This is a genomic window from Hephaestia mangrovi (genome assembly GCF_019880555.1).
GTDB lineage: Bacteria > Pseudomonadota > Alphaproteobacteria > Sphingomonadales > Sphingomonadaceae > Sphingomonas > Sphingomonas mangrovi.
In genome coordinates this window covers 736,255-757,895 of the sequence record NZ_JAINVU010000001.1, presented here as the reverse complement: position 1 = coordinate 757,895, position 21,641 = coordinate 736,255, and the positions used below count along the sequence as shown (strand labels likewise).

The window sequence follows — 21,641 nt, the reverse complement described above, 5'->3', positions numbered from 1 at the left end:
CGTAAATCGGCAAGGATAGTGACGCGGTGCGCACGGCTCGCTAAAGGCGCGCGGATGACCGAGATCACGCCTGAGATCGTCGCCCAGCACGGGCTTTCGCCGGAAGAATATGATCGCGTGCTCCACGCGCTCGGCCGCGAGCCCAATCTGGTCGAGCTCGGCATCTTCTCGGTGATGTGGTCGGAGCATTGCAGCTACAAGTCGAGCCGCGTGCACCTGAAGAAGCTGCCGACCACCGGCCCGCAAGTGATCTGCGGCCCCGGCGAGAATGCCGGCGTGGTCGATATCGGCGACGGGCAGGCGGCGATCTTCAAGATGGAGTCGCACAACCACCCCTCCTACATCGAGCCCTATCAGGGCGCGGCGACCGGGGTCGGCGGCATCCTGCGCGACGTGTTCACGATGGGCGCGCGGCCGGTGGCCAATTTGAACGCACTGCGCTTCGGTCGGCCCGATCATCCCAAGATGCGCCACCTGATCGCCGGCGTCGTCCACGGGATCGGCGGCTACGGCAATTGCGTCGGCGTGCCGACCGTCGGCGGCGAAGTGAATTTCCACGCGGCCTATGACGGCAACATCCTGGTCAACGCGATGACCGTCGGCGTCGCGCAGACGAACAAGATCTTCTATTCGGCAGCGTCCGGCGTCGGCAATCCGATCGTCTATGTCGGAAGCAAGACCGGGCGCGACGGCATCCACGGCGCGACCATGGCCTCGGCCGATTTCGACGATGATTCGGAAGAGAAGCGCCCCACCGTCCAGGTCGGCGATCCGTTCACCGAGAAGCTGCTGATCGAAGCCTGCCTCGAACTGATGGCCAGCGACGCGATCGTCGCGATCCAGGACATGGGCGCGGCCGGCCTCACCTCCTCATCGGTCGAGATGGCGTCCAAGGGTGGCGTCGGCATCGAGCTCGACATGAACGCCGTGCCGCAACGCGAAGAGGGCATGACGCCCTATGAAATGATGCTCTCCGAATCGCAGGAGCGCATGTTGATGGTGCTCAAGCCCGGCCGTGAAGCCGAGGCCGAGGCGATCTTCCGCAAGTGGGAGCTCGATTTCGCGGTGATCGGCCGCGTCACCGATACCGGCCGGATGGTGCTGACGTTCAATGGCGAGACGGTGTGCGACATCCCGCTCGGCCCGCTCGCCGACGAAGCGCCGGCCTATGATCGGCCGTGGGTGCCGACCGCGCCGCCCGACCCGCTCCATGACCTGCCCGAATCCACCGATGTCGCCGCTGACCTGCTAAAGCTGATGGGCTCGCCCGATCTCGCTTCGCGGCGCTGGATCTGGGAGCAATATGACCACATGGTCGGCGCCGACACGGTCCAGCGCCCTGGCGGCGACGCGGCCGTGGTGCGCGTCCACGGCACCGACAAGGGCCTCGCCATCACCACCGATTGCACCCCGCGCTATTGCAGAGCCGACCCGGTCGAGGGCGGCAAGCAAGCGATCGCCGAGGCGTTCCGCAACCTCACCGCGGTCGGCGCAAAGCCGCTCGCCACCACGGACTGCATGAACTTCGGCAACCCGCAGCGGCCGGAGATCATGGGCCAGTTCGTTGGCTGTATCGAGGGCATGGCAGAAGCCTGCGCTGCGCTCGACATGCCGATCGTTTCCGGCAACGTCAGCCTTTATAACGAGACCAAGGGCGAGGACGGCAGCGGCTCCGCCATCCTGCCGACACCGGCGATCGGCGCGATCGGCCTGCTCGCCGACTGGCGCAAATCGGCGACGATCGCCTTCAAGCAGACCGGCGACGTGGTGATGGTGATCGGCACGCGCGGCGGGCATCTCGGCCAGTCATTGTGGCTGCGCGAAATCCACGGCCGCGAGGACGGCCCCCCGCCCCCCGTCGACCTCGCCGCCGAGCGCAAGACCGGCGATTTCGTCCGCAGCCAGATCGACAAGGGCGCGCTTACCGCCGTTCACGACGTCTCCGATGGCGGCATCGCCGTGACGCTGGCGGAAATGGCGCTGGCCGGCAATATCGGCGTGCTGGTGCAGCCCGCCGGCCCGGGCCCGGCGGCCAAGCAATTCTTCGCCGAGGATCAGGGCCTGTACGTCGCCACGATCGACGACAGCGCGCTGATGGATTTCCTGATGGCCGCCGACGCCGCCGGCGTGGTGGTCGAGCCGCTCGGCCGCACCATTGCCAAGCGGATCGTGTTCGAACTTGCCGAGGGCGATTTCTGCGTGACGCTGGACGATCTGCGTGCAGCACACGAGGGATTCTTCCCGACATTGATGGGCAGCGAGAGCGCGCTTTCCTGAAACCCAAGTTTCGGCCAGAATGGCGGCATGACCACGAGCGCGGGCGAAACGAGCAAGGGGCCGAGGATCGCCGCCGCGACGGCGATCGCCGGCACGCTCGATATTCTCGCGGCGACAATCCTGACGCTGGTTCATGGCCAATCGCCGGCCGCGATGTTGCGTTCGGTTGCATCGGGGCCGCTTCCCAACGCCATCGGTTGGGGGGCGGCGGGCAGCATTCTCGGGCTCGTCACGCACTTCGCTCTGATGGCGATCATGGTCAGCGTCTTCATCGCCGCGGCCGATCGTTACCCGCAGCTCAAGCGCCGCTGGATTTCGGCGGCGATGGCATACGGCCTGATCACGTTCGTCGTGATGAACCTGATCGTCGTCCCCCTGCGCTTCGGTTCCATGCCTAGCGCGATGTCCATCGTTACGCAGCTATTCTGCCACGTCGTGCTCGTCGCGCTACCGATCGCCGCCGTCGCGCGGCGCTGAGATGACCGCCGCCGCGGAGGCATCGTATGACAATCGCATCCTGACGCTCGATTTCATTCGCGGCGTCGCGGTGATGGGCATCCTGTTGATGAACATCGTCGCCTTCGCGATGCCCGAGGCAGCCTATTCGAACCCCCTTGCCTATGGCGGCCATGCCGGCGCCGATTTCGTCGCCTGGCTGGCCAATTTCGTTCTGATCGACGGCAAGATGCGCGGGCTGTTCTCGTTCCTGTTCGGCGCCTCGACCCTGCTCGTCATCGACCGCGCCGAGGCCAAGGGAGAGAATCCCTTCACCGTCCATTATGCGCGGATGATCTGGCTGTTCGTGTTCGGCATGGCGCATCTGGTGCTGCTGTGGTGGGGCGACATCCTCAATCATTATGCGCTGATCGGCGGCATCGCCTTCTTCTTCTTCCGCAAGCTGCCGCCATACAAATTGGTCATCATGGCGCTGGTGCTGCTGGGTGCCGAGTTCGCCTTTGTCCTCGCGGTCGGCGCGGAAATCGCCGCCGGCGAAGTGGCAGTGCGTGCCGGCCATGCATCGGTCGATGTTGCTCATGCCTATGCCGCCAATCGCGCCAATCTCGGCGTGCCGCCCGCCGCCGAGATAGCCAAGGATCTGGCGATCCACCGCGGCGACTACGCAACGATCTTCGCCAATCGCCTGCCCGATGCGCTGCGTGCTCCTGTGCAGGCATTCCTGTTTCTGGGGATGGAAACGCTGGCCTATATGCTGCTCGGCATGGCCGCCTTGCGCGGCGGATTGCTGACCGGCGATTGGTCGCGGCGGGCCTACGCGCGGGGTGCGGCGATCGGCTTCGCGATCGGCGTTCCGGCCTATCTGGCGATCGCGACGATCCCGATCCGCCACGGCTTCGATACCGCCTCGGTCGCGGCGGCCGATCTCGTCTGGTCAGAGCCGGTGCGGCCGGTGATGATCCTGGGCTGGGCGTGCCTGCTCGCGCTGATGGTCCGCCCGGGCGGTCGCCTCACGGCGCGCGTCGCCGCCGCGGGGCGGATGGCGTTCACCAACTATCTCGCGACGACGGTGATCTGCACCGGCCTGTTCTACGGTTACGGCTTCGGCCTTTATGGCCGCCTGTCGCGTGCCGAACTCTATCCCGTGGTCGCCGCGATCTGCCTTGGCATGCTGTTGTGGTCGCAGCCGTGGCTGGCGCGGTTTCGCTACGGCCCGCTTGAATGGCTGTGGCGCAGCCTCGCGCGCGGCCGGCTGCAGCCGATGCGGCAAGCTGCAAGTGCCTCGCAATAGGCTTGCGAATCGTTCTCATTATCTCTATTGAGCGACCGAGAACGAGGAGCATCCATGGTCGTCTGCGTCTGCAATGCCATCCGGGAACACCAGGTTCGCGAAGCCGCGCGCGAGGGCGCGACCAGCGCGTGCCAGGCCTATCGCGCGCTCGGACGGCAGCCCAAATGCGGCCAGTGCGTCCGCTTCGCCCGCGAGATCATCGACGAGGAACGCGCCGCTGCCTAACGGTTGCGCGGGTGCCCAAGAACGCTACGATCGCCTGAAACCACGGGAGACCGCGCGATGAAGGGCGACGACAAGGTCATCGAGCTGCTCAACGAGGCGCTCAAGAACGAACTGACCGCGATCAACCAGTATTTCCTGCATTACCGGATGCTCGACCATTGGGGCGTCCGGCGGCTCGCCAAGTTCGAATATGACGAGTCGATCGACGAGATGAAGCACGCCGACTGGCTGGCGGAGCGCATCCTGTTTCTCGACGGCCTGCCCAATTTCCAGCTACTCGGAAGGCTACGCGTCGGCGAGACGGTGGAGGAAGTGCTGAAAGGCGATCTTTCGCTGGAGCTCGAGGCGGTGAAGCAATTGAAGGGGGCGATCGCGCATTGCGAGACGGTCCACGATTACGTGAGCCGCGACCTCTTCGCCAAGATTCTCGAAAGCGAGGAGGAGCATGTCGATACGCTGGAGCGGCAGTTCGACATGATCGAGCGGATGGGGTTGGAAAATTACATCCAGCTCAACGCCAGACCCGAAGGCGACGACTAGGACAGATCGATCAGCGCTGGCCGAATACCGCACGGCGGCCGAAGCCGGCGGGCTGGCGGTTGACTAGCGGATTGGCTTCGCGTTCGAGCGCGGCGAGCGTCTTTTCGAACAGCGGGCGCAGGCGGACGACATGTTCGAGCGCCTGATCGGGCGTGTCATGCGTCTCGACGCAGGCGCGGCCGATCATCTCGATCGTCTCGGCACAGTCGGCGAGCGGCTCGGCGCCGAACTGACGCGATTCGCCCTTGAGGGTATGCGCGGGGAGCACCAGCGCGGCGGCATTGCCGGCACGCATCGCTTCCTCGATCTGGCTCAGCGACTTGACGCCATCTTCGGTGAAATAGCCGAGAATTCGCACGAAATTCGCGCCCAGTTCCGCACGAGCACGCGAAAATGCCGACCAATCAACCAATGCGCCTTCGTCTGCCACGTTTCGACCGCCCCAAACAGTCCAAGCCCCAATGGGAACCCGTGTTAGCCGGTCACGGTTAACGACCTGTAAAGCGGCCGAAAGAAACCGCCCGCGCCGATGCGCGTCAGGGCTTCGCCTTGTCCGCCGTTTTCGCCACGGTATGGCCGACCGACGCGACATCCTCTCCCGCACCCTGGATCGTGTTGCACGCCGACAGGACGAAACAACCGGCAACGATCAGCACAGTCAAAGCACGCATGGTCGGTAATCCCCGAAGACAGTTTCCGGTTTCTATCTAGCGCGGTCTGCGGCGCGAGCAAGATCGCCCGATCACGAGCGCCCGAACGGGTTCTTGGGCGCGCGTAGCGTGAGGCGAACCGGCACCGCACCGAAGCCGAGATCGCGGCGGATGCCGTTGACGAGATAGCGCTGATAGCTGTCCGGCAGCTGATCGACGCGGGTGCCGAACAGGACGAAACCGGGCGGCCGCGTCTTGGCCTGGGTGAGGTAACGCAACTTGATCCGCTTGCCGCCGGGCGCGGGCGGCGGATTGGCCTCGATCGCGCGCTCGAACCAGCGGTTGAGCTCTCCGGTGCCGACCCGGCGCGACCAGGCATCGCGGGTTTCGAACGCGACCTCGAGGAGTTGATCGATGCCCTTCCCGGTCGCCGCCGAAACGGTCATCAGCGGTACGCCCTTGACCTGGCTGAGCCCCTCATCGAGCGCGGCCTTAACGCCATTGAACAGCTTGCTGGCGTTTTCGGCGACATCCCATTTGTTGAGCGCGACGACCAGCGCGCGGCCTTCGTCGAGCACGCGCGAGGCGATCTTGAGATCCTGCACCTCGAGCCCGCGGGTGGCATCGAGCAGCAGCACGACCACCTCGGCAAAATCGACCGCGTGCATCGCGTCGGCAACCGACAGCCGCTCGAGCTTTTCCTGCACCTTGGCGCGCTTGCGCATCCCCGCGGTGTCGATCAGGCGGACCTGACGCCCCTGCCATTCCCAGTCGATCGCGATCGAATCGCGGGTGATGCCGGCTTCGGGGCCGGTAATCATGCGATCCTCGCCGAGCATGCGGTTGACCAAAGTCGATTTGCCCGCGTTGGGACGCCCGACGATGGCCAGCTTGAGCGGCGCGTCGGGACTTTCCTCGTCCTCCTCCGGCTCGTCCTCGGCCTTGCCGTCGAGATGCGGGAGCAGCGCCTCGAATAGGTCGGCCACGCCCTCGCCATGTTCGGCGGAGAGCTGGACCGGATCGCCGAACCCCAGCGACAGCGATTCGAGCACGCCCGTCTCGCCCGCGCGGCCTTCGGCCTTGTTGGCGACGAGGATCACCGGCGTGTCCGACCCGCGCAGCCAGCGCGCGATCTCCTCGTCGAGCGGGACGATCCCGGCGCGCGCATCGATCAGGAACAAGGCGACATCGGCCTGGCGCACCGCCGCCTCGGTCTGCTGGCGCATGCGGCCGGGCAGCGTGACCGCGTCCATATCCTCATAGCCCGCGGTGTCGATCACGCGGAAGTCGAGGCCAAGCAGATGCGCGTCGCCTTCGCGCCGGTCCCGCGTGACGCCGGGCAGATCGTCGACCAACGCCAGTTTCTTGCCGACCAGCCGATTGAACAGCGTCGACTTGCCGACATTGGGCCGGCCGATGATCGCGACGGTGGGGAGCTTCGCCATGATTCGTCTTTCAACCGCGCCCGTTCGCGGCGGTATCGGTGCGGGTAAAGTGGAGAAAGTGGAGAGTGTCGCGCACCCCTCCCCCCTCGTGCGGAGCGATGACGCAGAACCACGAGGTTGAATGACGGACGCGAGCGATCATGCCATCCCTGTGGCAGGGATTTTCCTACATTGATAGGGGCGCAGACGATCCCATTTGCATCAACGCCTGGGCGCGCGACTCTGAAATTCGCGTCATAAGACTATCCGTTGCCTGCGAACCTGGTTGAGGGGCCATAGTGCTCTATCGCCCCAAGCGCACCGGCTGGCGTTGCTCCATGGATGCTGAACCAAGTTCAGCATGACGATGTTTTTGAGGCCAATTTCAGATTCAGGATGAGCAGAAGGTGCCGCGCCCTTCGACAAGCTCAGGGCGAGCGCGGTGCGTCTAGAGCGGTTTTCGACCTATCTGCATCACCGTGATTGCGTCAGGACGTTCGCTGGCAAGGAGCGGCGTGCAGCAGGGGCTGGTCTGCCCCTGCAAGCATCGCGACGCCGTCCAGCGGGCGTCCTGGCGCAACCCCTGCGGGGCGGGCCGATTTTGCCCCGGTGCTTCGTCTCTCGTCGGTCACGATGCTTCGGCATCGCTCCCTCCTCGCTCCTCGCACCGAGCCAAAATCGGCTCCGTCACGGTGATGCAGATAGGTCGAAAACCGCTCTAACCCCGGCCTTCGCCGGGGCAGCGCGAATGACGACGACCGCCGATCAGCGGAACGCCATCACCTGGCCATCGTGATCGAGCAGATAAAGCGTGTTCTCGGCCACCACCGGCGACAGCGAGAAGGATGATTTGGTTTCGATCGTGCGCTGCACCTCGCCGGTCTGCGGCGAAACGAACGCGATCTCGCCGCGCGAACTGACCAGCACCAGCTGGTTGCCGGCGACGACCGGACCCGTCCAGTAGATCGGGTTCTTGTGCTTCTTCATGTTCTTGAAGCCGCGCAGCTGGCTGATCCAGCGGATCTTGCCCGAACCACGCTGGATGCAGATCAGTCGCGCGTCATCGGTGACGACGAACACCCATTCGCCGGCGACATAAGGCGTCGAAAGCCCGGCGAAATCCTGTTCCCACAACCGCTGGCCGGTGACGATTTCAAGCGCGACCATGCGGCCGCCCTGCCCGACCGCATAGACCTGGCCTTGATCGATCACCGGATCGGCATCGATATCGGCAAGGCTCGACACCGATGTCGAGATCGAGGTGCGCGACAGCGCATCGCCCCACAACGAGCGGCCGTTTTCATAGCGATAGGCGTTCAGTTCGCCCGACGAATAGCCGGCGATAACCGTGCCCTGCCCGACCGCCGGCGCAGCGACGCCGAACACGCCCTGCGATTCGAGCGAGCCGGTCGACGTCCACACCACCTTGCCGTCGGTTTCGGAAAGCGCGAACAACTGATTGTCCTGGGTTACGACGTAGAGCTGGCCGTAAGCAATAGACGGCGCGCCACGCAGCGGCGCGCCGGGACGGACGCGCCAGATTTCGGACCCGTCCTTGGCGTTGAGCGCAACGACATCACCAAGCCCGTCGGTGGCAAACAGCTTGCCGTCATCATAGCTGACGCCGCCGCCGAAGCGCGCCGCGGCGTTTTGATCCTTCTTGGCGATCTCGGTCGACCAGCCGGCCGCGCCGGTTGCCGCGTCGAAGCTGTGGACAACGGCGTTGACGTCCTCGACGAACAGACGCCCGTCGGCAATGACCGGGGCAGCGCCGAGCCGTTCCCGATTGGAGCCGCCGGCGATCCGCGCGGTCCAGGCGCGCTGGACCGAATTGCCGAGCGCGAGATGGCCCATCGCCTTGGCCGAATTGCCGCCGGGCTGGGTCCATTCGTTGTTAGTGGTGGGATCGGGCAGCAGCACCTGCACGCTGGCCAGCGACGGATCCGCCTTGGCGTCATCCTCCGACACCAGGATCGGCACGCGGTTGCCGAGCACCGGCGTGTTTTTCTTGCCGCCCTTGAAAACGCCGCAGGCGCTGAGCGCCATCAGCGCCGCGATGGCGACGGACGCCCTCACCGAAGTCTTCATTTCGCTGCCTTGTCCTTGTTGTCGCTGCCGGCGCTGTCGTTGAGTAGGGACGCCATCTGAACCGCACGTTGACGAAGCGAGTCGGGCGTCGTCGAGGCTTGCGCGATCGCGCTGAACAGCGTGCCCGCTTCGGCCCGCTTGTTCTGCTGAACATAGGCCATCGCGACGAGTTCGCCGGCGCTGCCGAACCACGGGCTGTCCTTGACCGCCAACGGCTTCAGCCGATCGATCACCGTCTGCGGATCGAGCGTTTCATACTCCGCCGAAGTCTGCCGGATCAGCGCGAGATCACGGAACGGCGCATCGAACTTGCTGTCGTTGGCGATCGCGGCGAACTTCGCGGCCGCGCCCTTGAGATCGTCTTTCTTGAGCAGCACGTCGGCCTGGGTGAACAGCGCCATGGCGCGATAGCCGTCGCTGCTCGACGCCGCGAGCTTGGCGAGCGTGGGATCGGCCGCCTTGAGATCGCCCGAGCCCAGCGAATCGAGCGCCGTCTGGAATTGTTCGCCCTGACGCCCGGCAACGGCTTCCTTGTGATGCCGCCACCACAAGCCACCGCCGAGGGCGAGCAGGAAGAGAACCGCAAGGACGGCGATCCAGACGCCGTATTTGCGACCGAACGCAACCATCTCGTCGCGGCGGAGCTCCTCGTCCACCTCGCGCATGAACACGTCGTTATTCTGGGGCGTGATCGCCAAAACTCACTCCATCGGCAATGGAAAGGCGCGGACCTTAGCCGCGCGGGATAGGAAACGGAAGCGGGCTCAATTCTTCGGGGCGTAGGTCTGTTCCGATCCCGGAAAGGCCCGGGACCGGACATCGCCGGCATAGGCCTCCACCGCGGCGGAAATGCGGCCGGCCATATCCTCGAATTTCTTGACGAAGCGCGGCGTGCGCTCGAACAGGCCGAGCATATCCTCGGCGACGAGCACCTGCCCGTCGCACTGCGCCGAGGCGCCGATGCCGATCGCCGGGCAATCGATCGACCGGGTGAGCTCGATCGCGATCGGCTCGACCACGCCTTCGACGACCAGCGCGAAGGCGCCGGCGGCGGCGATCGCGCGGCCATCGTCGATGATCGCCGACGCTTCCTCCTGGCTGCGGCCGCGCGCGCCATAGCCGCCAAGCGCGTTGACCGCCTGCGGGGTGAGGCCGACATGCCCCATCACCGGAATGCCGCGTTCGGTGAGGAAGCGGACGGTTTCGGCCATCGCCGTGCCGCCTTCCATCTTCACCGCCGCAGCCCCGGTCTGCTTGAGCATCCACGAGGCGCTTTCGAACGCCTGTTGCGGCGACGCCTCGTAACTGCCGAACGGCATGTCGACGATGACGAGGCTGTGATAGCTGCCGCGCACCACCGCCGCGCCATGCGCCGCCATCATCTCCAGCGTGACGGGGATCGTCGACGGCAGGCCATAGACCACCTGGCCGAGGCTGTCGCCGACCAGCAGCATGTCGCAATGCGGATCGAGCAGCTGCGCCATCCGCACCGTATAGGCCGTCAGCATCACCAGCGGATCGCCGCCTTTGCGTTTGCGGATCGCGGGCACCGTGAGGCGCTTCATCGGCGCGGAGACCGGAGTCGCCCGGCTGGTGGAGCTGTCGATCGTGTAGGTGGTGGACATGGCGGCTCCTTAGCCGCTCGCGGTGCGCGACGCCAGCGAAGCGCGCCGGGGCCCTGCCCTATTTAGCACAATCGAGCTGGCCCTCTAGCAAATCCAGCCATAACGATAGGCGCGGGCAGCGAAGCGGATCGACCAGATCGCCACGCCGAGGATGGCGAGCGGGAAGATCACTGTCGTCACGCCCTTCGTGGCGATCAGATCGGTGATGGCGAACAGCCAGCCGAACTGGACGATCACCGCAGCGAGCGAGAGGACGAACAGCGCGCGTGCGACGAGCGCCCGGCGCAGCAGCGCGATGCCGCCGAGCAACGCAGCACCAGTCGCGATGGCATAGACATAATCATACCAGCCGGGCAGCGAGGCGTAGAGCGCGCGCTGGTATGCGTCCGCCGGGCCCATCGCCTCGGCGCCGTAAAGGAACTGGCGAACACAGAAATAACAGCCGAGCGCGCCCCATAGCGTGAGCAGCACCGACACCCACCAGAACCAGGCAGGCGGCCGTTGCCTGACGAACGTCATTGCGGATCATCCCCTCGCAACCTGACGCTACAGGCTGCGCGCTCGCATGAATGAAGACAAGAGCCGCGCGGCGGCCGATCGCATTATTCCCACGGCCGGTGGACCCTCGACCGCCGGCAAGGCATTTAAGAGGCATCAAGAACCGCGCAGGGGGAGAGATCGATGAGCGACGGCAACCTGGGGGCGAGCCTGTTCACCGACCGGCCGGTCTCGCGCAACGTGTTGCTGTGGACCTCGCTCGGCGCGACGATCGCGCTGGTCGCGCTGGGCTGGCATCAGCGCTTGTGGCTGTGGGGCCTGATCGTCACGGCGCCGGTGCTGTTGCTCGCGTTGATCGATCTCGCGCAGCGGCATCATTCGCTGCGGCGCAATTACCCCGCCTCGGCGCGGTTTCGCTGGCTGTTCGAGTGGCTGCGGCCGTTCCTGCGATCGTATATCGTCGAAAGCGACCTCGACGGGCGGCCGTACAGCCATGACGAGCGCGCATTGGTCTATCAGCGCGCCAAGGGCGAAGAGGACGCGCATCCGTTCGGCACCGAGCTCGACGTCTATTCGGGCGAATATGAGTGGCTGGCGCATTCGATCGCGCCGAACAGCAAGGCGCCCGAGGACAGCCGCGTGATGGTCGGCACCGGGCAATGCGCGAAACCCTATTCAGCGTCGCGGCTCAATATCTCGGCGATGAGCTTCGGCGCGCTCGGCGCCAATGCGATCGAGGCGCTCAACTGGGGCGCGAAGAAGGGCGGCTTCTATCACGATACCGGTGAAGGCGGGCTGTCGCCTTATCACCTGAAGCATGGCGGCGACGTGGTGTGGGAGCTGGGCTCGGGCTATTTCGGCTGCCGGACCAGGGACGGCAAGTTCGATGCCGGCGAGTTCGCCGAGAAAGCGCAGCACGAGCAGGTCGTGATGACCGAGATCAAGCTGAGCCAGGGCGCCAAGCCGGGGCACGGCGGGCTGCTGCCCGGCGCCAAGGTGACGGAGGAGATCGCCAGGACGCGCGACGTGCCCGTGGGGCAGGATTGCCTGTCACCGCCGGGGCATTCGGCCTTCTCGACACCGCGCGAGCTGATCGAGTTCGCGGCACGGATGCGCGAAATGTCTGGCGGCAAGCCGGTCGGGATCAAGCTGTGCGTCGGCTATCCGCACGAATTGTTCGCGGTGATGAAAGCGATGCTGGAAAGCGGGGTGCTGATCGACTTCATCGTCGTCGACGGCGCCGAGGGCGGCACCGGAGCGGCGCCGACCGAGCTATCCGATCGCGTCGGGATGCCGCTGCGCGAAGGGCTGATCCTGGCGCGCAATGCGCTGGTGGGCACGGGTTTGAAGGACAAAGTGAGGCTCGCTGCGTCGGGCAAGGTGGCGAGCGGGGCGGCAATCGCGATGAACGCGGCGCTGGGCGCGGACTGGTGCAACGCCGCGCGCGCCTTCATGTTCTCGCTGGGCTGCGTGCAATCGATGCGCTGCCACACCGACACCTGCCCGACCGGCGTCGCGACGCAATCCAGGGCGCGGCAGCGCGGGCTGGTGGTGCCTGACAAGGCCGAGCGCGTCGCGCGCTATCACCAAGCGACGCTGAAGGCGCTGCACGAGATCGTCGTCGCCGCCGGGGTCGATTGCCCCGACCAGCTCGACCCGCATCATCTGCGCCAGCGGGTCAATGTCGCGGAAATGCGGTCACTGACCGAGATCTACCATTTCGCCGAGCCGGGCGAGCTGATCGACGGCTCGCCCGACAAGAAGCTGGCGCAATGGTGGCGGCAGGCCAATCCGGACAGCTTCAGGCCCAACGCCTGAGGCTGCCCGTCGCAGGGCCGATCAGCTACCCTTTTCGAGCTCGTCGGCAAGCGCGGTGGCGCCATAGACCTTGCGCAGCGCCTCGTTGACCGCGGCGGCCGACACCGCGACGGCGCGGTTGAGCTTGGGATCATAGCCGTAATCGCCGCCGAGGCTGTGGATATTGCCATCGAAGATCGCGCCGATCACCTCGCCCTTGGCATTGACCAGCGGCGAGCCCGAATTGCCGCCGATGATGTCGTTCGAGGTCGAGATGTCGAACACGGTATCGGGATTGAGCTTGTCCTTCGCCGCGATCCACCGCTGATCGAGATCGAACGGCGGCTTGCCGGTCGCGCGCTCGTACAGACCCTTGAAGTGGGTGAAGGGCGCGACCGTGTCGCCGTTATAGGTCCAGCCCTCGATCTTGCCGTAGGACAGGCGCAGCGTGAACGTGGCGTCGGGATAGATGCTGTCGCCATAGACCGCGAAGCGCGCCTTGGCGATCTTCTCCGCCGCCTCGGTGGTGGGGCCGGTGACTTTCTCGTTCCACGCGGTCCTGAGCTTGCGCGCCTCGGGATCGATCCTCAGCACATATTGGATCAACGGATCGTCCGACGCCTTGATCGCCGGGAGCCCGCCGTCCCACAATTGCTTGCGCACCGCCGGATCGCCGAGCTTCGACTGGGCCAGCGCGGCGGAGAGGTCCTCCGGGCTGTCCTTGCCGAGCAGCAAGGCGGTGTAAGGCGAATCCGCGGTGAGATACTCGCGTGCCTTGCTGAGCCAGAATTCGAACAATTGCTGCTCGAGCTTGGCATAGACGGGCTTGGCGTCGAGCAATTCCTTTTCGACCAGCGGCAGCTGCGGATCGGCATAGCCCGGCAAACGATCGGCCGACGGCTTGGTCCGCTCCTCGGCGCCGCGCACCAGCGTGCGGGCATAATCGAACAGATCCGATCCCGGCGGACCGTTTTCGACGAAGCTGTGGGGCAGCGCCAGCGCGGCGACCTGATCCTGCGCGGCGTCGATCGTCGCCCAGGGATCGCCGAAATCGGCGGGCAGCTTGTCCTTCACCCCGGCGACCTTCTGGCGCAGGTCATTACGATCGGCGGCGAGCTTGGCGGCGAAGGCGGGATCATCGAGCGCCTTCAGACGCCCCCAATAGACCTTGTAGGCATTTTCGAGCCCGAACAGAAGTTCCTGCGCGATCCGCTTGTTTTCCGGGCTTTCCTCGCTGAACCGCGTCAGGCGGCCGCGCAGCTCGGAAAGCTCGGTGATCGTCTGCGGCAGCGACATCCGGCGCTGCGTATCGAGCTGCGACATGGTGAGCTGGCGATCGGTGCCGCCGGGATTGCCGGCGACGAACACCGCCTCGCCCGCGGTCGGCGTCGCGTCGTTCCACTTGAGATGGTCGGGCGTCGCGATCGGCTTGCCATTTTCGTAGAGGCGGACGAACGCGCTATCGAGATCGTAGCGCGGGAAATTGAAATTGTCCGGATCGCCACCGAAGAAGGCGGTCGCGAAGCCCGGCGAAAAGACCAGCCGCACGTCCGAATATTTGCGATACGTGTAAAGTTTGTACTGGCCGCCGTGATAGAGATCGACGACCTGGCACCGCGTGGTTTCGGTATCCGGGCATCCCTGCTGCTCGATCTGCGACGTGACGGCGTTGCGCGCCTTGACCAGCGCCTCGCCGGTAAGCCCCTTCCCCGCCGACGTGACGCGATCGGTGACGTCGCTGATGCCGGTAAGGATTTCGGCCTGCATCCCGGCGCATTTGCGCTCATCGCTCGCGGCGTTGGCGGCATAGCCGTGGGTGAAATAATCGTTATCGGCGGACGACAGGTTCTGCGTGCAGCCCGCGACGCAATGGTTGTTTGTCAGCACCAGCCCTTTGGCGCTGACGATCGATGCCGAGCAGCCGGTCGAGAGGCGAACCGCATTCTGCATGATGCGATCGAGCCAATGCTGATCGATCTGGGTGCCGAGCTCGGCATTGACCCTGGCGATCGGAAAATTGTCGAACGTCCACATGCCCTCGCTGGCCGCCGCCGGCATCGAGAGCGCCGTCATCGACGCGGCGGCAGCGAGCGCCACGGTCTTGCTGATCATCGTCATCCCCTTTTTTGTTTCTATCGATACCGGGTTTCTATCCGGCGGCACGCGGTGCGACAATGTATCTTTCCGTTACGCCTGCGACGTGCGCCGCAAGGGCGCCAACCTGCTCCAGCATCATGGCGCCACAACGACCGGCGACCTCGACGATAGCGGAGCGCCATGGACCCTGAAACGAGTTCAGGGTGACGGTGGCTATGAGACGCACTTCGGATTCGGATATCAAGGCTCCGGCTGTCGCGGGCGCACGCGGCTTACTTTGACGGATAGGCGTTGTTGCTCCTGTCCTTGTCGGGAAGGTGGTGATCGGGATCGATCACGGCGCTGACCACCTGCGACGTGCCGCCGACCGGCACTGCCGTCGCGGCCTGGCGAATCCAGGTTTCCGCCGGCAGCCGCATGTCCCTGGTCGAGCCGTCGGCGAAGGTGATGCGCAGCGTCGCCGGCATGACCAGCTTGTCCTTCGCCGCGACCGTTACCAGCCCACCCTGCTTCGGGTCGTCATGGACATAGGACACGCCGGTGACGGCAAGATCGAGCTGCCAGTTGTGGAAATACCAGCCACGCCACCAGTAGCTCAGATCCTCGCCGGCATCGCTTTCCATCGCACGGAAGAAATCGGCGGGCTTGGGATGCTTGAACGCCCAGGCAGCGATGTAGCGGCGGAAGGCGTGATCGAACCGCTCGGGACCGAGAATCTCCTCGCGCAGCAGCCGCAAGCCGAGCGCCGATTTGAAATAGGTCATCGGGTGACGGTATTTCTCGATGATCGTATCCGCACGGCTGATGATCGGCGGCGCATCGGGATCGGCGAGCAGCGGCAAAATCTCGTCGACCGGATTGCCGCCGCCCGGCGCATATTCGCTATCGCGCTTCGGCCCATATTCGCCGTGGTTGAAATCGTCCGATTCATAGGTGTCGATGAAGGTGTTGAAGCCTTCGTCCATCCACGCATCGCGGCGCTCGTTGGAGCCGACGATCATCGGGAACCAGCTATGGCCGATCTCGTGCGCGCTGATCCAGAACAGCACCTTGCCGGCATCGTCGATCCCGTCGAACACGATCCCCGGATATTCCATGCCGGTCGCCGGCCCGGCGATGTTGATCGCGGCGGGCCAGGGATAGGGATACCAGCGACGCGAGAAGTTCTCGACCGCGTCCTTCATATATTCGGTCGAGCGGCCCCAGCGGGCATTGCCCTGGCTTTCGGCCGGATAGAAGCTCTCGGCAAGTGCGGTCTTGCCGCCGGGCAGGTTGATCCGCGCGGCATCCCAGGCGAACACCGAGGACGCGCTGAACGCGACGTCGCGGGTGTCGTGCATCCGGTAATGCCAGGTCAGCGTGCCGCCCTGGCTGGGCCGGGTGGCGGGATCGGCGATTTCCTGCGGCGAGCGGATCATCACCGTCTTGTCGCTCTGCTTCGCCTTTTCGAAGCGATCGAGCTGCGTCCTGGTCAGCACGTCTTGCGGATTGACCAGCTCGCCCGAGCCGGCGACCAGCATGTTCGACGGCACCGTCACCCAATAATCGAAATCGCCATATTCGAGGTAGAATTCCTGCGCGAGATAGGGAGCCGTATCCCAGCCGCGGATATCGTCATAGACCGCCATGCGCGGATACCATTGCGCGAGATCGAAAATCTCGCCATCGCGCGATGTGCCCCAGGCCATGCGGCCGCCGAACGTGCCGGGAATGGTGAAATGATAGCGGATCGTAACGACCGCCTTCTCGCCGTGCTTGAGCGGCGCCGGCAATTGCAGTTGCGCGCGGGTGTCGCTGACCAGCGGCGTCACCGCGACCGACTTGCCGCCTGCGACCGACACCGCGGTCGAATCGAAGTGCATGCCGTCGGTCTGCCCGCGGAGCGGCCCGCCGAACGACATGTAGCCGCGCGAATCGGGCTTGTAGAGATTCTGCTCGACCTGCAGCCACAGCACCTCGAGCGTGTCGGGGCTGTTGTTGGTATAGGTGATCTGCATCGTCGCGCTGAGCGTTTTCGCTGCCGGATCGAGGCTGGCGTGGATCTGATAATCGGCCTTGTTCTGCCAATATTGCGGGCCGGGCATGCCGTTGGCCGAGCGATAGACATTGACCGGCTGGCCGAGATCGAGCGGCGCGAAGGTTTCCAGCGGATCATAGCCGGGCGCGCTTGCCCCCGTCAGCATCACCAATGCCGCCGCGGCGGCCGTTCCCTTCAACCAGCGTGTCGTGCGCATGCGCTCGCGTCTCCCTGTGAGTCTCGTTGCGGCGCATAAGCCCATAGCGCGCACGCCCTGTCGAGGCCGGCGCAACAAAATTCCCCGCTGCCGCCACGCTGCGATCCTGCGGGGTGGCGCGCGCGCGTGAATGGTGATTTAGAGGCGCCATGACCGTCCACACCCCGACCCGTTCCTGCCGCGACTGGCTCGACTGGGCGATCGGCGAGATCGAGGCCGACCGCCAGCGCTCCGCCGACACCCATCTCGTCAAGCTATCCGCCAGCCCGCACGCCGGCATCGACCTCTATCTCAAGGACGAATCGAGCCATCCGTCGGGCTCGCTCAAACATCGGCTGGCGCGATCGCTGTTCCTCTATGCGCTGTGCAACGGCTGGATCGGGCCGGACACCGCGGTGATCGAGGCATCGTCGGGCTCGGCGGCGATTTCGGAAGCCTATTTCGCGCGGCTGCTGGGGCTCAAGTTCGTCGCGGTGGTGCCGGCGACCACTGCGCCCGCCAAGCTCGCCGAGATCGAGCGGCTCGGCGGCACCTGCCACCCGGTGCCGCCCGGCGATATCTACGCCGCCGCGCAGAAGCTCGCTGACGAAACCGGCGGGCACTACATGGACCAGTTCACCTATGCCGAGCGCGCCACCGACTGGCGCGGCAACAACAATATCGCCGAATCGATCTTCGAGCAGATGGCGAGCGAGCGGCATCCGGTGCCGAGCTGGATCGTGGTCGGCGCCGGCACCGGCGGCACCTCGGCAACGATCGGGCGGTTCATTCGCTATCGCCGCACCTGCTGCAAGCGCACCCGGCTGGCGGTGGTCGATCCCGAGGGATCGGTATTCGCCGAGCATTGGGAAACCGGGCGCACCGACCTCAAGGCGAGCGGCAGCCGCATCGAGGGGATCGGCCGCCCGCGCGTCGAGCCAAGCTTCCAGCGCCACGTGATCGACCGCATGATCCCGGTTGCCGACAAGGACAGCCTCGCCGCCGCGCGCGCCGTGTCGATCGAGCTCGGCAAGCGGGTCGGCCCGTCGACCGGGACCAACATGGTGGGGGTGACCCTGCTCGCCGAGGAGATGGCGAAGCGCGGCGAGGAAGGCAGTATCGTCAGCCTGATCTGCGATTCTGGCGAACGCTATCTCGACACGCTCTACGACGACGCCTGGTACGCCGCGCACGGGAACTGACCGGCATCCCGGCCGTATTGCCCCCATCGGCGAAAGCGCGCATGGCAGCGCGGCGGGCAGCAAACGGGGAGCATCAACGGCCTTGAACGACACGACGTCTCCGCCAGCCCGCGTGTCGCCGTTCCGGCCGTTCCGCCACCGCATCTTCCGCTGGGTGTGGATCACCAGCACGATCTCCAATTTCGGTGGGCTGATCGAGGGCGTCGGCGCGGCGTGGATGATGGTGATGCTCGCCGCACCGGCGTCGATGGTCGCGCTGGTCCAGGCATCGCGAACACTGCCGGTGATGCTGCTGTCGCTCGCCGCCGGGGCGATCGCCGATCAATATGACCGCCGGCGCGTGCTGATCGGCGCGCAGGCCTTTCTGTTCCTGGTCTCCGCCGGGCTGATGCTGACGACCTGGTTCAACCTCGTCACGCCCTGGCTGCTGTTGACCTTCACCTTCCTGATCGGCTGCGGCAACGCCTTCAACCGGCCCGCCTGGCAAAGCTCGGTGCCCGAGATGGTGCCGCGCGAGGATCTGTCGGGCGCGGTCGCGCTCAATTCGATGGGGTTCAACCTCGCGCGCAGCGTGGGGCCCGCGGTCGGCGGGCTGATCGTCGCCGCGGCCGGCGCGGCGGCGGCGTTCGCGTTCAACGTGCTGTCGTATCTCGGCCTGTTCGGCGTGCTGCTGCGCTGGCGCCCCGATCTGCCGCAACAGACGCTGCCGCGCGAACGGCTGCACCATGCGATGAGCGCGGGGGTACGCTACGTCGCGATGTCGCCGCACATCCTCGTCGTGCTGGTGCGCAGCGCCTTGTTCGGGGTCGGCTCGATCGCGATCCAGGCGCTGCTGCCGCTGGTCGCGCGCGACCTCGTCGGCGGCGGATCGTTCACCTATGGCGTGCTGCTCGGCGCATTCGGGATCGGCGCCGTCGGCGGCGCACTGATCGGCGGCATGGCGCGGCGATCGGGCTCGACCGAGGCGGTCGTCCGGCTGGCCAGCGCCGGCTTCGCGCTGGCTACCGCGGTCATCGGGCTGAGCAGCTTCCTGCCGCTGACGCTGGCCGCGCTGGCGATCACCGGCGGCTGCTGGATCATCGTGCTATCGAGCTTCAACGTCGTCGTGCAGATGGCCTCGCCGCGCTGGGTCGCGGGGCGCGCGATCGCGCTTTACCAGATGGCGACCTTCGGCGGCATGTCGTTCGGCAGCTGGCTATGGGGCGTGCTGGCCGAGGAGCACGGCATCGGCCGCACGCTGGTGCTGGCGGCGATCGTCCAGGCCGCCGCCGTGATCGCCGCGCTCGCGTTTCGCCTGCCCGAGGTGGAGGATCTCGACCTCGCGCCGCTGCGCGACTTCACCGCGCCCGAGACGGACGTGCCGGTCGACGCGCGCAGCGGGCCGATCGTCATCACCATCGAATATGCGATCGACCCGGCCGACGAGATCGCCTTCCTGACGGTGATGGCCGAGCGCCGCCGCATCCGCCGCCGCGACGGGGCGCGCCATTGGCACCTGCTGCGCGACCTCGCCGAGCCGACGCGCTGGCTGGAACGCTATCACGTGCCGACCTGGCTCGATTACGTGCGCCACAACCAGCGCCGCACCCGCGCCGACGCGACCGTGAGCGAGCAACTGCGCGCGCTCCATCGCGGCAATGCGCCGCCGGCGGTCACGCGCCTGATCGAACGCGATATCGGCTCGTCGCTGGGGGACCGGATCGGCGGCATCCTGCCGGGGCTGCGGCAGGTGCATTGGTAGGATCGGGCCGGCCGCGTCAGGCGCGGCCGAGATAATCGAGCTTGCCGATCGGCACGCCCTTCATGCGCAGCAGCGCATAAGCGGTGGTGAGGTGGAAATAGAAATTGGGGATCGCGAAGCCGATCGCATAATCGCGCGCGGTGAAGGGAATGTCGCCCGATGGCGTGGGCAGCACGACCTGGGCATCCTCGCGGCCCTCGAACGCTTCGCGCGGCACCGAACGGAGGAACTGCACGGTCTTTTCAATCCGCGCCTGGAGGTCGTCGAGCGTCACTTCCTCGTCGGCCATTGCGACGTTTTCGACCTGGCCGATGCGCACCGCGAGTCCCTTGGCGGTATCGCTGCAACGCTGCACCTGCGCGGTCAGCGGCGCCATGTCCGCGATCAGCCGCGCGGTGGTCAGTTCGCTCTCGTCCCAACCCTGCTCCGCGGCATAAGCGCGCCCCTTTTCGAGGATCGCCGAAAGCGTGTCGAACCCGCGCAGGAAAGCGGCGATGGTGGTGTCGTAGAGCGAAGGCATGTCGTGCGTCTCCCGATGTAGCGGGCATCAGGTGGTCGCGCGGCGACCGAGCCGCAAGACCCGTCCGGGAAGATCAGGCGATGATGTCGGGAATGAGCTGATCCTCGATCAGGCTGATCTCGTCCCGCAAGACGAGCTTGCGCTTCTTCAGGCGCGCGATCGCCAGCTGGTCGCGGCCCGATTCGGCGAGCGCGGTGATCGCTGCATCGAGATCGCGATGTTCGGTCTTGAGCGCGGCGAGGCGGCCGGCGAGCTGTTCCTGTTCGTCCACGCCAAACCCCCTTTACGACAGGCCGTGATGCCACGGCGGTGGAGCGAATCCCGCCAACCGGTGGTCGCGCGAATCACCCTCTCTTGTCGATTGTAACCATGTTCGGGGGCGACATCGGAACGAATGCGTGATTTACTGTTCGATGGTCAATCAACCAAGGAGGACCGCTTCCATGCAAAACGCGCATCTTTCGGCACTTGCGGCCAAGCATGCCGGGCTCGAACGGCAGATCGCTGCCGAGTCGCACCGTCCCTTGCCCGACTCGCGGACCTTGGCCACCCTCAAGAAGCAGAAACTTCGCGTGAAGGAAGAACTGGCGGCGATCTGATCGCCGCTGCTGTTCAGGCGCCGGCCCCTCGCCGGCGCCGGTTCGGGCTATCCAGCACGATACGGCCGAGGATCAATCGGCCTTTTTGGCGCGGCCGACAGGCTTGCGCGCCTTCTTCGGATCGATTTCCTTGTCGAAGGCAACGCCGACGCGGCCCATCGCCTGCCAGGCGATCCGCCCCGAAATCCAGCCGATTCCGCGAACCTGAACCTCGACCTCGGCATCACGATCGATGTCTTCGGCGACCTCCGCCATCAGGCCGCCGGCCGACAGGTTGCGAATCCGCACCTGCTCGATCTGATCGCTGCCCTTCAGCCGGAAACCGGCAGTCAGCAACAGGCTGTCGCGTGGCGTCTGCCGCTGCGCGCCGCCTGCCCCGCCGGTCATGGCCTTGCCTT

Annotated in this window: 21 protein-coding genes; 9 read left to right on the top strand and 12 right to left on the bottom strand. The window is 65.7% G+C overall.

Annotation, left to right across the window (positions count from 1 at the left end; translation table 11 throughout):
• Nucleotides 1–54: 54 nt before the first annotated feature.
• From purL to bfr, 5 genes are read left to right on the top strand one after another with little or no spacing between them, the layout of a single operon-like run.
• A complete protein-coding gene (purL, locus tag K7G81_RS03575; RefSeq protein ID WP_223029338.1) occupies nucleotides 55–2,277 on the top strand; it encodes a phosphoribosylformylglycinamidine synthase subunit PurL in 2,223 nt (740 codons plus the stop codon).
• 27 nt (nucleotides 2,278–2,304) lie between these two features.
• A complete protein-coding gene (locus K7G81_RS03570; protein ID WP_223029337.1) occupies nucleotides 2,305–2,754 on the top strand; it encodes a hypothetical protein in 450 nt (149 codons plus the stop codon).
• Between the two features lies 1 nt (nucleotide 2,755).
• The gene (locus K7G81_RS03565) at nucleotides 2,756–4,024 is read left to right on the top strand and encodes a DUF418 domain-containing protein (protein WP_223029336.1); all 1,269 of its coding nucleotides are present in this window, start codon (nucleotides 2,756–2,758) and stop codon (nucleotides 4,022–4,024) included.
• A 54-nt stretch (nucleotides 4,025–4,078) separates the two neighbouring features.
• Nucleotides 4,079–4,249, top strand: a complete 171-nt coding sequence (locus K7G81_RS03560) for a (2Fe-2S)-binding protein (protein WP_223029335.1) — start codon at nucleotides 4,079–4,081, stop codon at nucleotides 4,247–4,249.
• A gap of 57 nt (nucleotides 4,250–4,306) precedes the next feature.
• Nucleotides 4,307–4,789, top strand: a complete 483-nt coding sequence (bfr, locus tag K7G81_RS03555) for a bacterioferritin (protein ID WP_223029334.1) — start codon at nucleotides 4,307–4,309, stop codon at nucleotides 4,787–4,789.
• Nucleotides 4,790–4,799: 10 nt separating this feature from the next.
• On the opposite strand, the gene K7G81_RS03550 is transcribed toward bfr, so the two are convergent.
• The 7 genes from K7G81_RS03550 to K7G81_RS03520 all read right to left on the bottom strand — a co-directional run bounded on the left by K7G81_RS03550 (nucleotide 4,800) and on the right by K7G81_RS03520 (nucleotide 11,095).
• Nucleotides 4,800–5,219 (bottom strand): Hpt domain-containing protein, encoded by a 420-nt coding sequence (locus K7G81_RS03550; protein ID WP_369412019.1) that lies wholly within the window; start codon nucleotides 5,217–5,219, stop codon nucleotides 4,800–4,802.
• Between the two features lie 106 nt (nucleotides 5,220–5,325).
• Nucleotides 5,326–5,460 (bottom strand): entericidin EcnA/B family protein, encoded by a 135-nt coding sequence (locus K7G81_RS03545; protein WP_223029332.1) that lies wholly within the window; start codon nucleotides 5,458–5,460, stop codon nucleotides 5,326–5,328.
• A 71-nt stretch (nucleotides 5,461–5,531) separates the two neighbouring features.
• A complete protein-coding gene (gene der / locus K7G81_RS03540) occupies nucleotides 5,532–6,884 on the bottom strand; it encodes a ribosome biogenesis GTPase Der (protein WP_223029331.1) in 1,353 nt (450 codons plus the stop codon).
• A gap of 744 nt (nucleotides 6,885–7,628) precedes the next feature.
• Nucleotides 7,629–8,951: an outer membrane protein assembly factor BamB family protein gene (locus tag K7G81_RS03535; RefSeq protein WP_223029330.1), complete on the bottom strand. Its 1,323-nt coding sequence runs from the start codon at nucleotides 8,949–8,951 to the stop codon at nucleotides 7,629–7,631.
• Entirely contained in the window at nucleotides 8,948–9,649 is a 702-nt protein-coding gene (locus K7G81_RS03530) for a tetratricopeptide repeat protein (protein WP_223029329.1), read from the bottom strand. The genes K7G81_RS03535 and K7G81_RS03530 overlap by 4 nt, the downstream gene beginning before the upstream one ends.
• Before the next feature lie 66 nt (nucleotides 9,650–9,715).
• Nucleotides 9,716–10,576, bottom strand: a complete 861-nt coding sequence (gene panB, locus K7G81_RS03525) for a 3-methyl-2-oxobutanoate hydroxymethyltransferase (RefSeq protein ID WP_223029328.1) — start codon at nucleotides 10,574–10,576, stop codon at nucleotides 9,716–9,718.
• An 84-nt stretch (nucleotides 10,577–10,660) separates the two neighbouring features.
• Entirely contained in the window at nucleotides 10,661–11,095 is a 435-nt protein-coding gene (locus tag K7G81_RS03520; protein WP_223029327.1) for a hypothetical protein, read from the bottom strand.
• 162 nt (nucleotides 11,096–11,257) lie between these two features.
• Between K7G81_RS03520 and K7G81_RS03515 the strand changes: the two genes are divergently transcribed.
• Nucleotides 11,258–12,892 carry an FMN-binding glutamate synthase family protein gene (locus tag K7G81_RS03515; protein WP_223029326.1) on the top strand — a complete coding sequence of 545 codons (1,635 nt, stop codon included), beginning with the start codon at nucleotides 11,258–11,260 and terminating at the stop codon, nucleotides 12,890–12,892.
• 21 nt (nucleotides 12,893–12,913) lie between these two features.
• On the opposite strand, the gene K7G81_RS03510 is transcribed toward K7G81_RS03515, so the two are convergent.
• Together K7G81_RS03510 and K7G81_RS03505 are read right to left on the bottom strand one after the other, a co-directional pair.
• On the bottom strand, nucleotides 12,914–14,983 hold the full coding sequence (locus K7G81_RS03510) for a S46 family peptidase (protein WP_255586524.1): 2,070 nt from the start codon (nucleotides 14,981–14,983) through the stop codon (nucleotides 12,914–12,916).
• Between the two features lie 257 nt (nucleotides 14,984–15,240).
• Nucleotides 15,241–17,202: a M1 family metallopeptidase gene (locus K7G81_RS03505; protein ID WP_223029324.1), complete on the bottom strand. Its 1,962-nt coding sequence runs from the start codon at nucleotides 17,200–17,202 to the stop codon at nucleotides 15,241–15,243.
• A 149-nt stretch (nucleotides 17,203–17,351) separates the two neighbouring features.
• Between K7G81_RS03505 and K7G81_RS03500 the strand changes: the two genes are divergently transcribed.
• Both K7G81_RS03500 and K7G81_RS03495 read left to right on the top strand, forming a co-directional pair.
• A complete protein-coding gene (locus K7G81_RS03500) occupies nucleotides 17,352–18,383 on the top strand; it encodes a PLP-dependent cysteine synthase family protein (RefSeq protein WP_223029323.1) in 1,032 nt (343 codons plus the stop codon).
• A gap of 82 nt (nucleotides 18,384–18,465) precedes the next feature.
• Nucleotides 18,466–20,124: an MFS transporter gene (locus K7G81_RS03495; RefSeq protein ID WP_223029322.1), complete on the top strand. Its 1,659-nt coding sequence runs from the start codon at nucleotides 18,466–18,468 to the stop codon at nucleotides 20,122–20,124.
• 16 nt (nucleotides 20,125–20,140) lie between these two features.
• Here the strand turns inward: K7G81_RS03495 and K7G81_RS03490 are convergent, their stop codons facing one another.
• Together K7G81_RS03490 and K7G81_RS03485 are read right to left on the bottom strand one after the other, a co-directional pair.
• Entirely contained in the window at nucleotides 20,141–20,644 is a 504-nt protein-coding gene (locus tag K7G81_RS03490; protein WP_223029321.1) for a DUF1993 domain-containing protein, read from the bottom strand.
• Nucleotides 20,645–20,717: 73 nt separating this feature from the next.
• Nucleotides 20,718–20,915, bottom strand: a complete 198-nt coding sequence (locus tag K7G81_RS03485; RefSeq protein WP_223029320.1) for a YdcH family protein — start codon at nucleotides 20,913–20,915, stop codon at nucleotides 20,718–20,720.
• 172 nt (nucleotides 20,916–21,087) lie between these two features.
• On the opposite strand from K7G81_RS03485, the gene K7G81_RS03480 reads away from it, so the two are divergent.
• Nucleotides 21,088–21,243 (top strand): YdcH family protein, encoded by a 156-nt coding sequence (locus tag K7G81_RS03480; protein ID WP_223029319.1) that lies wholly within the window; start codon nucleotides 21,088–21,090, stop codon nucleotides 21,241–21,243.
• Nucleotides 21,244–21,315: 72 nt separating this feature from the next.
• On the opposite strand, the gene K7G81_RS03475 is transcribed toward K7G81_RS03480, so the two are convergent.
• Nucleotides 21,316–21,630 (bottom strand): PilZ domain-containing protein, encoded by a 315-nt coding sequence (locus K7G81_RS03475; RefSeq protein ID WP_255586523.1) that lies wholly within the window; start codon nucleotides 21,628–21,630, stop codon nucleotides 21,316–21,318.
• Nucleotides 21,631–21,641 lie beyond the last annotated feature (11 nt).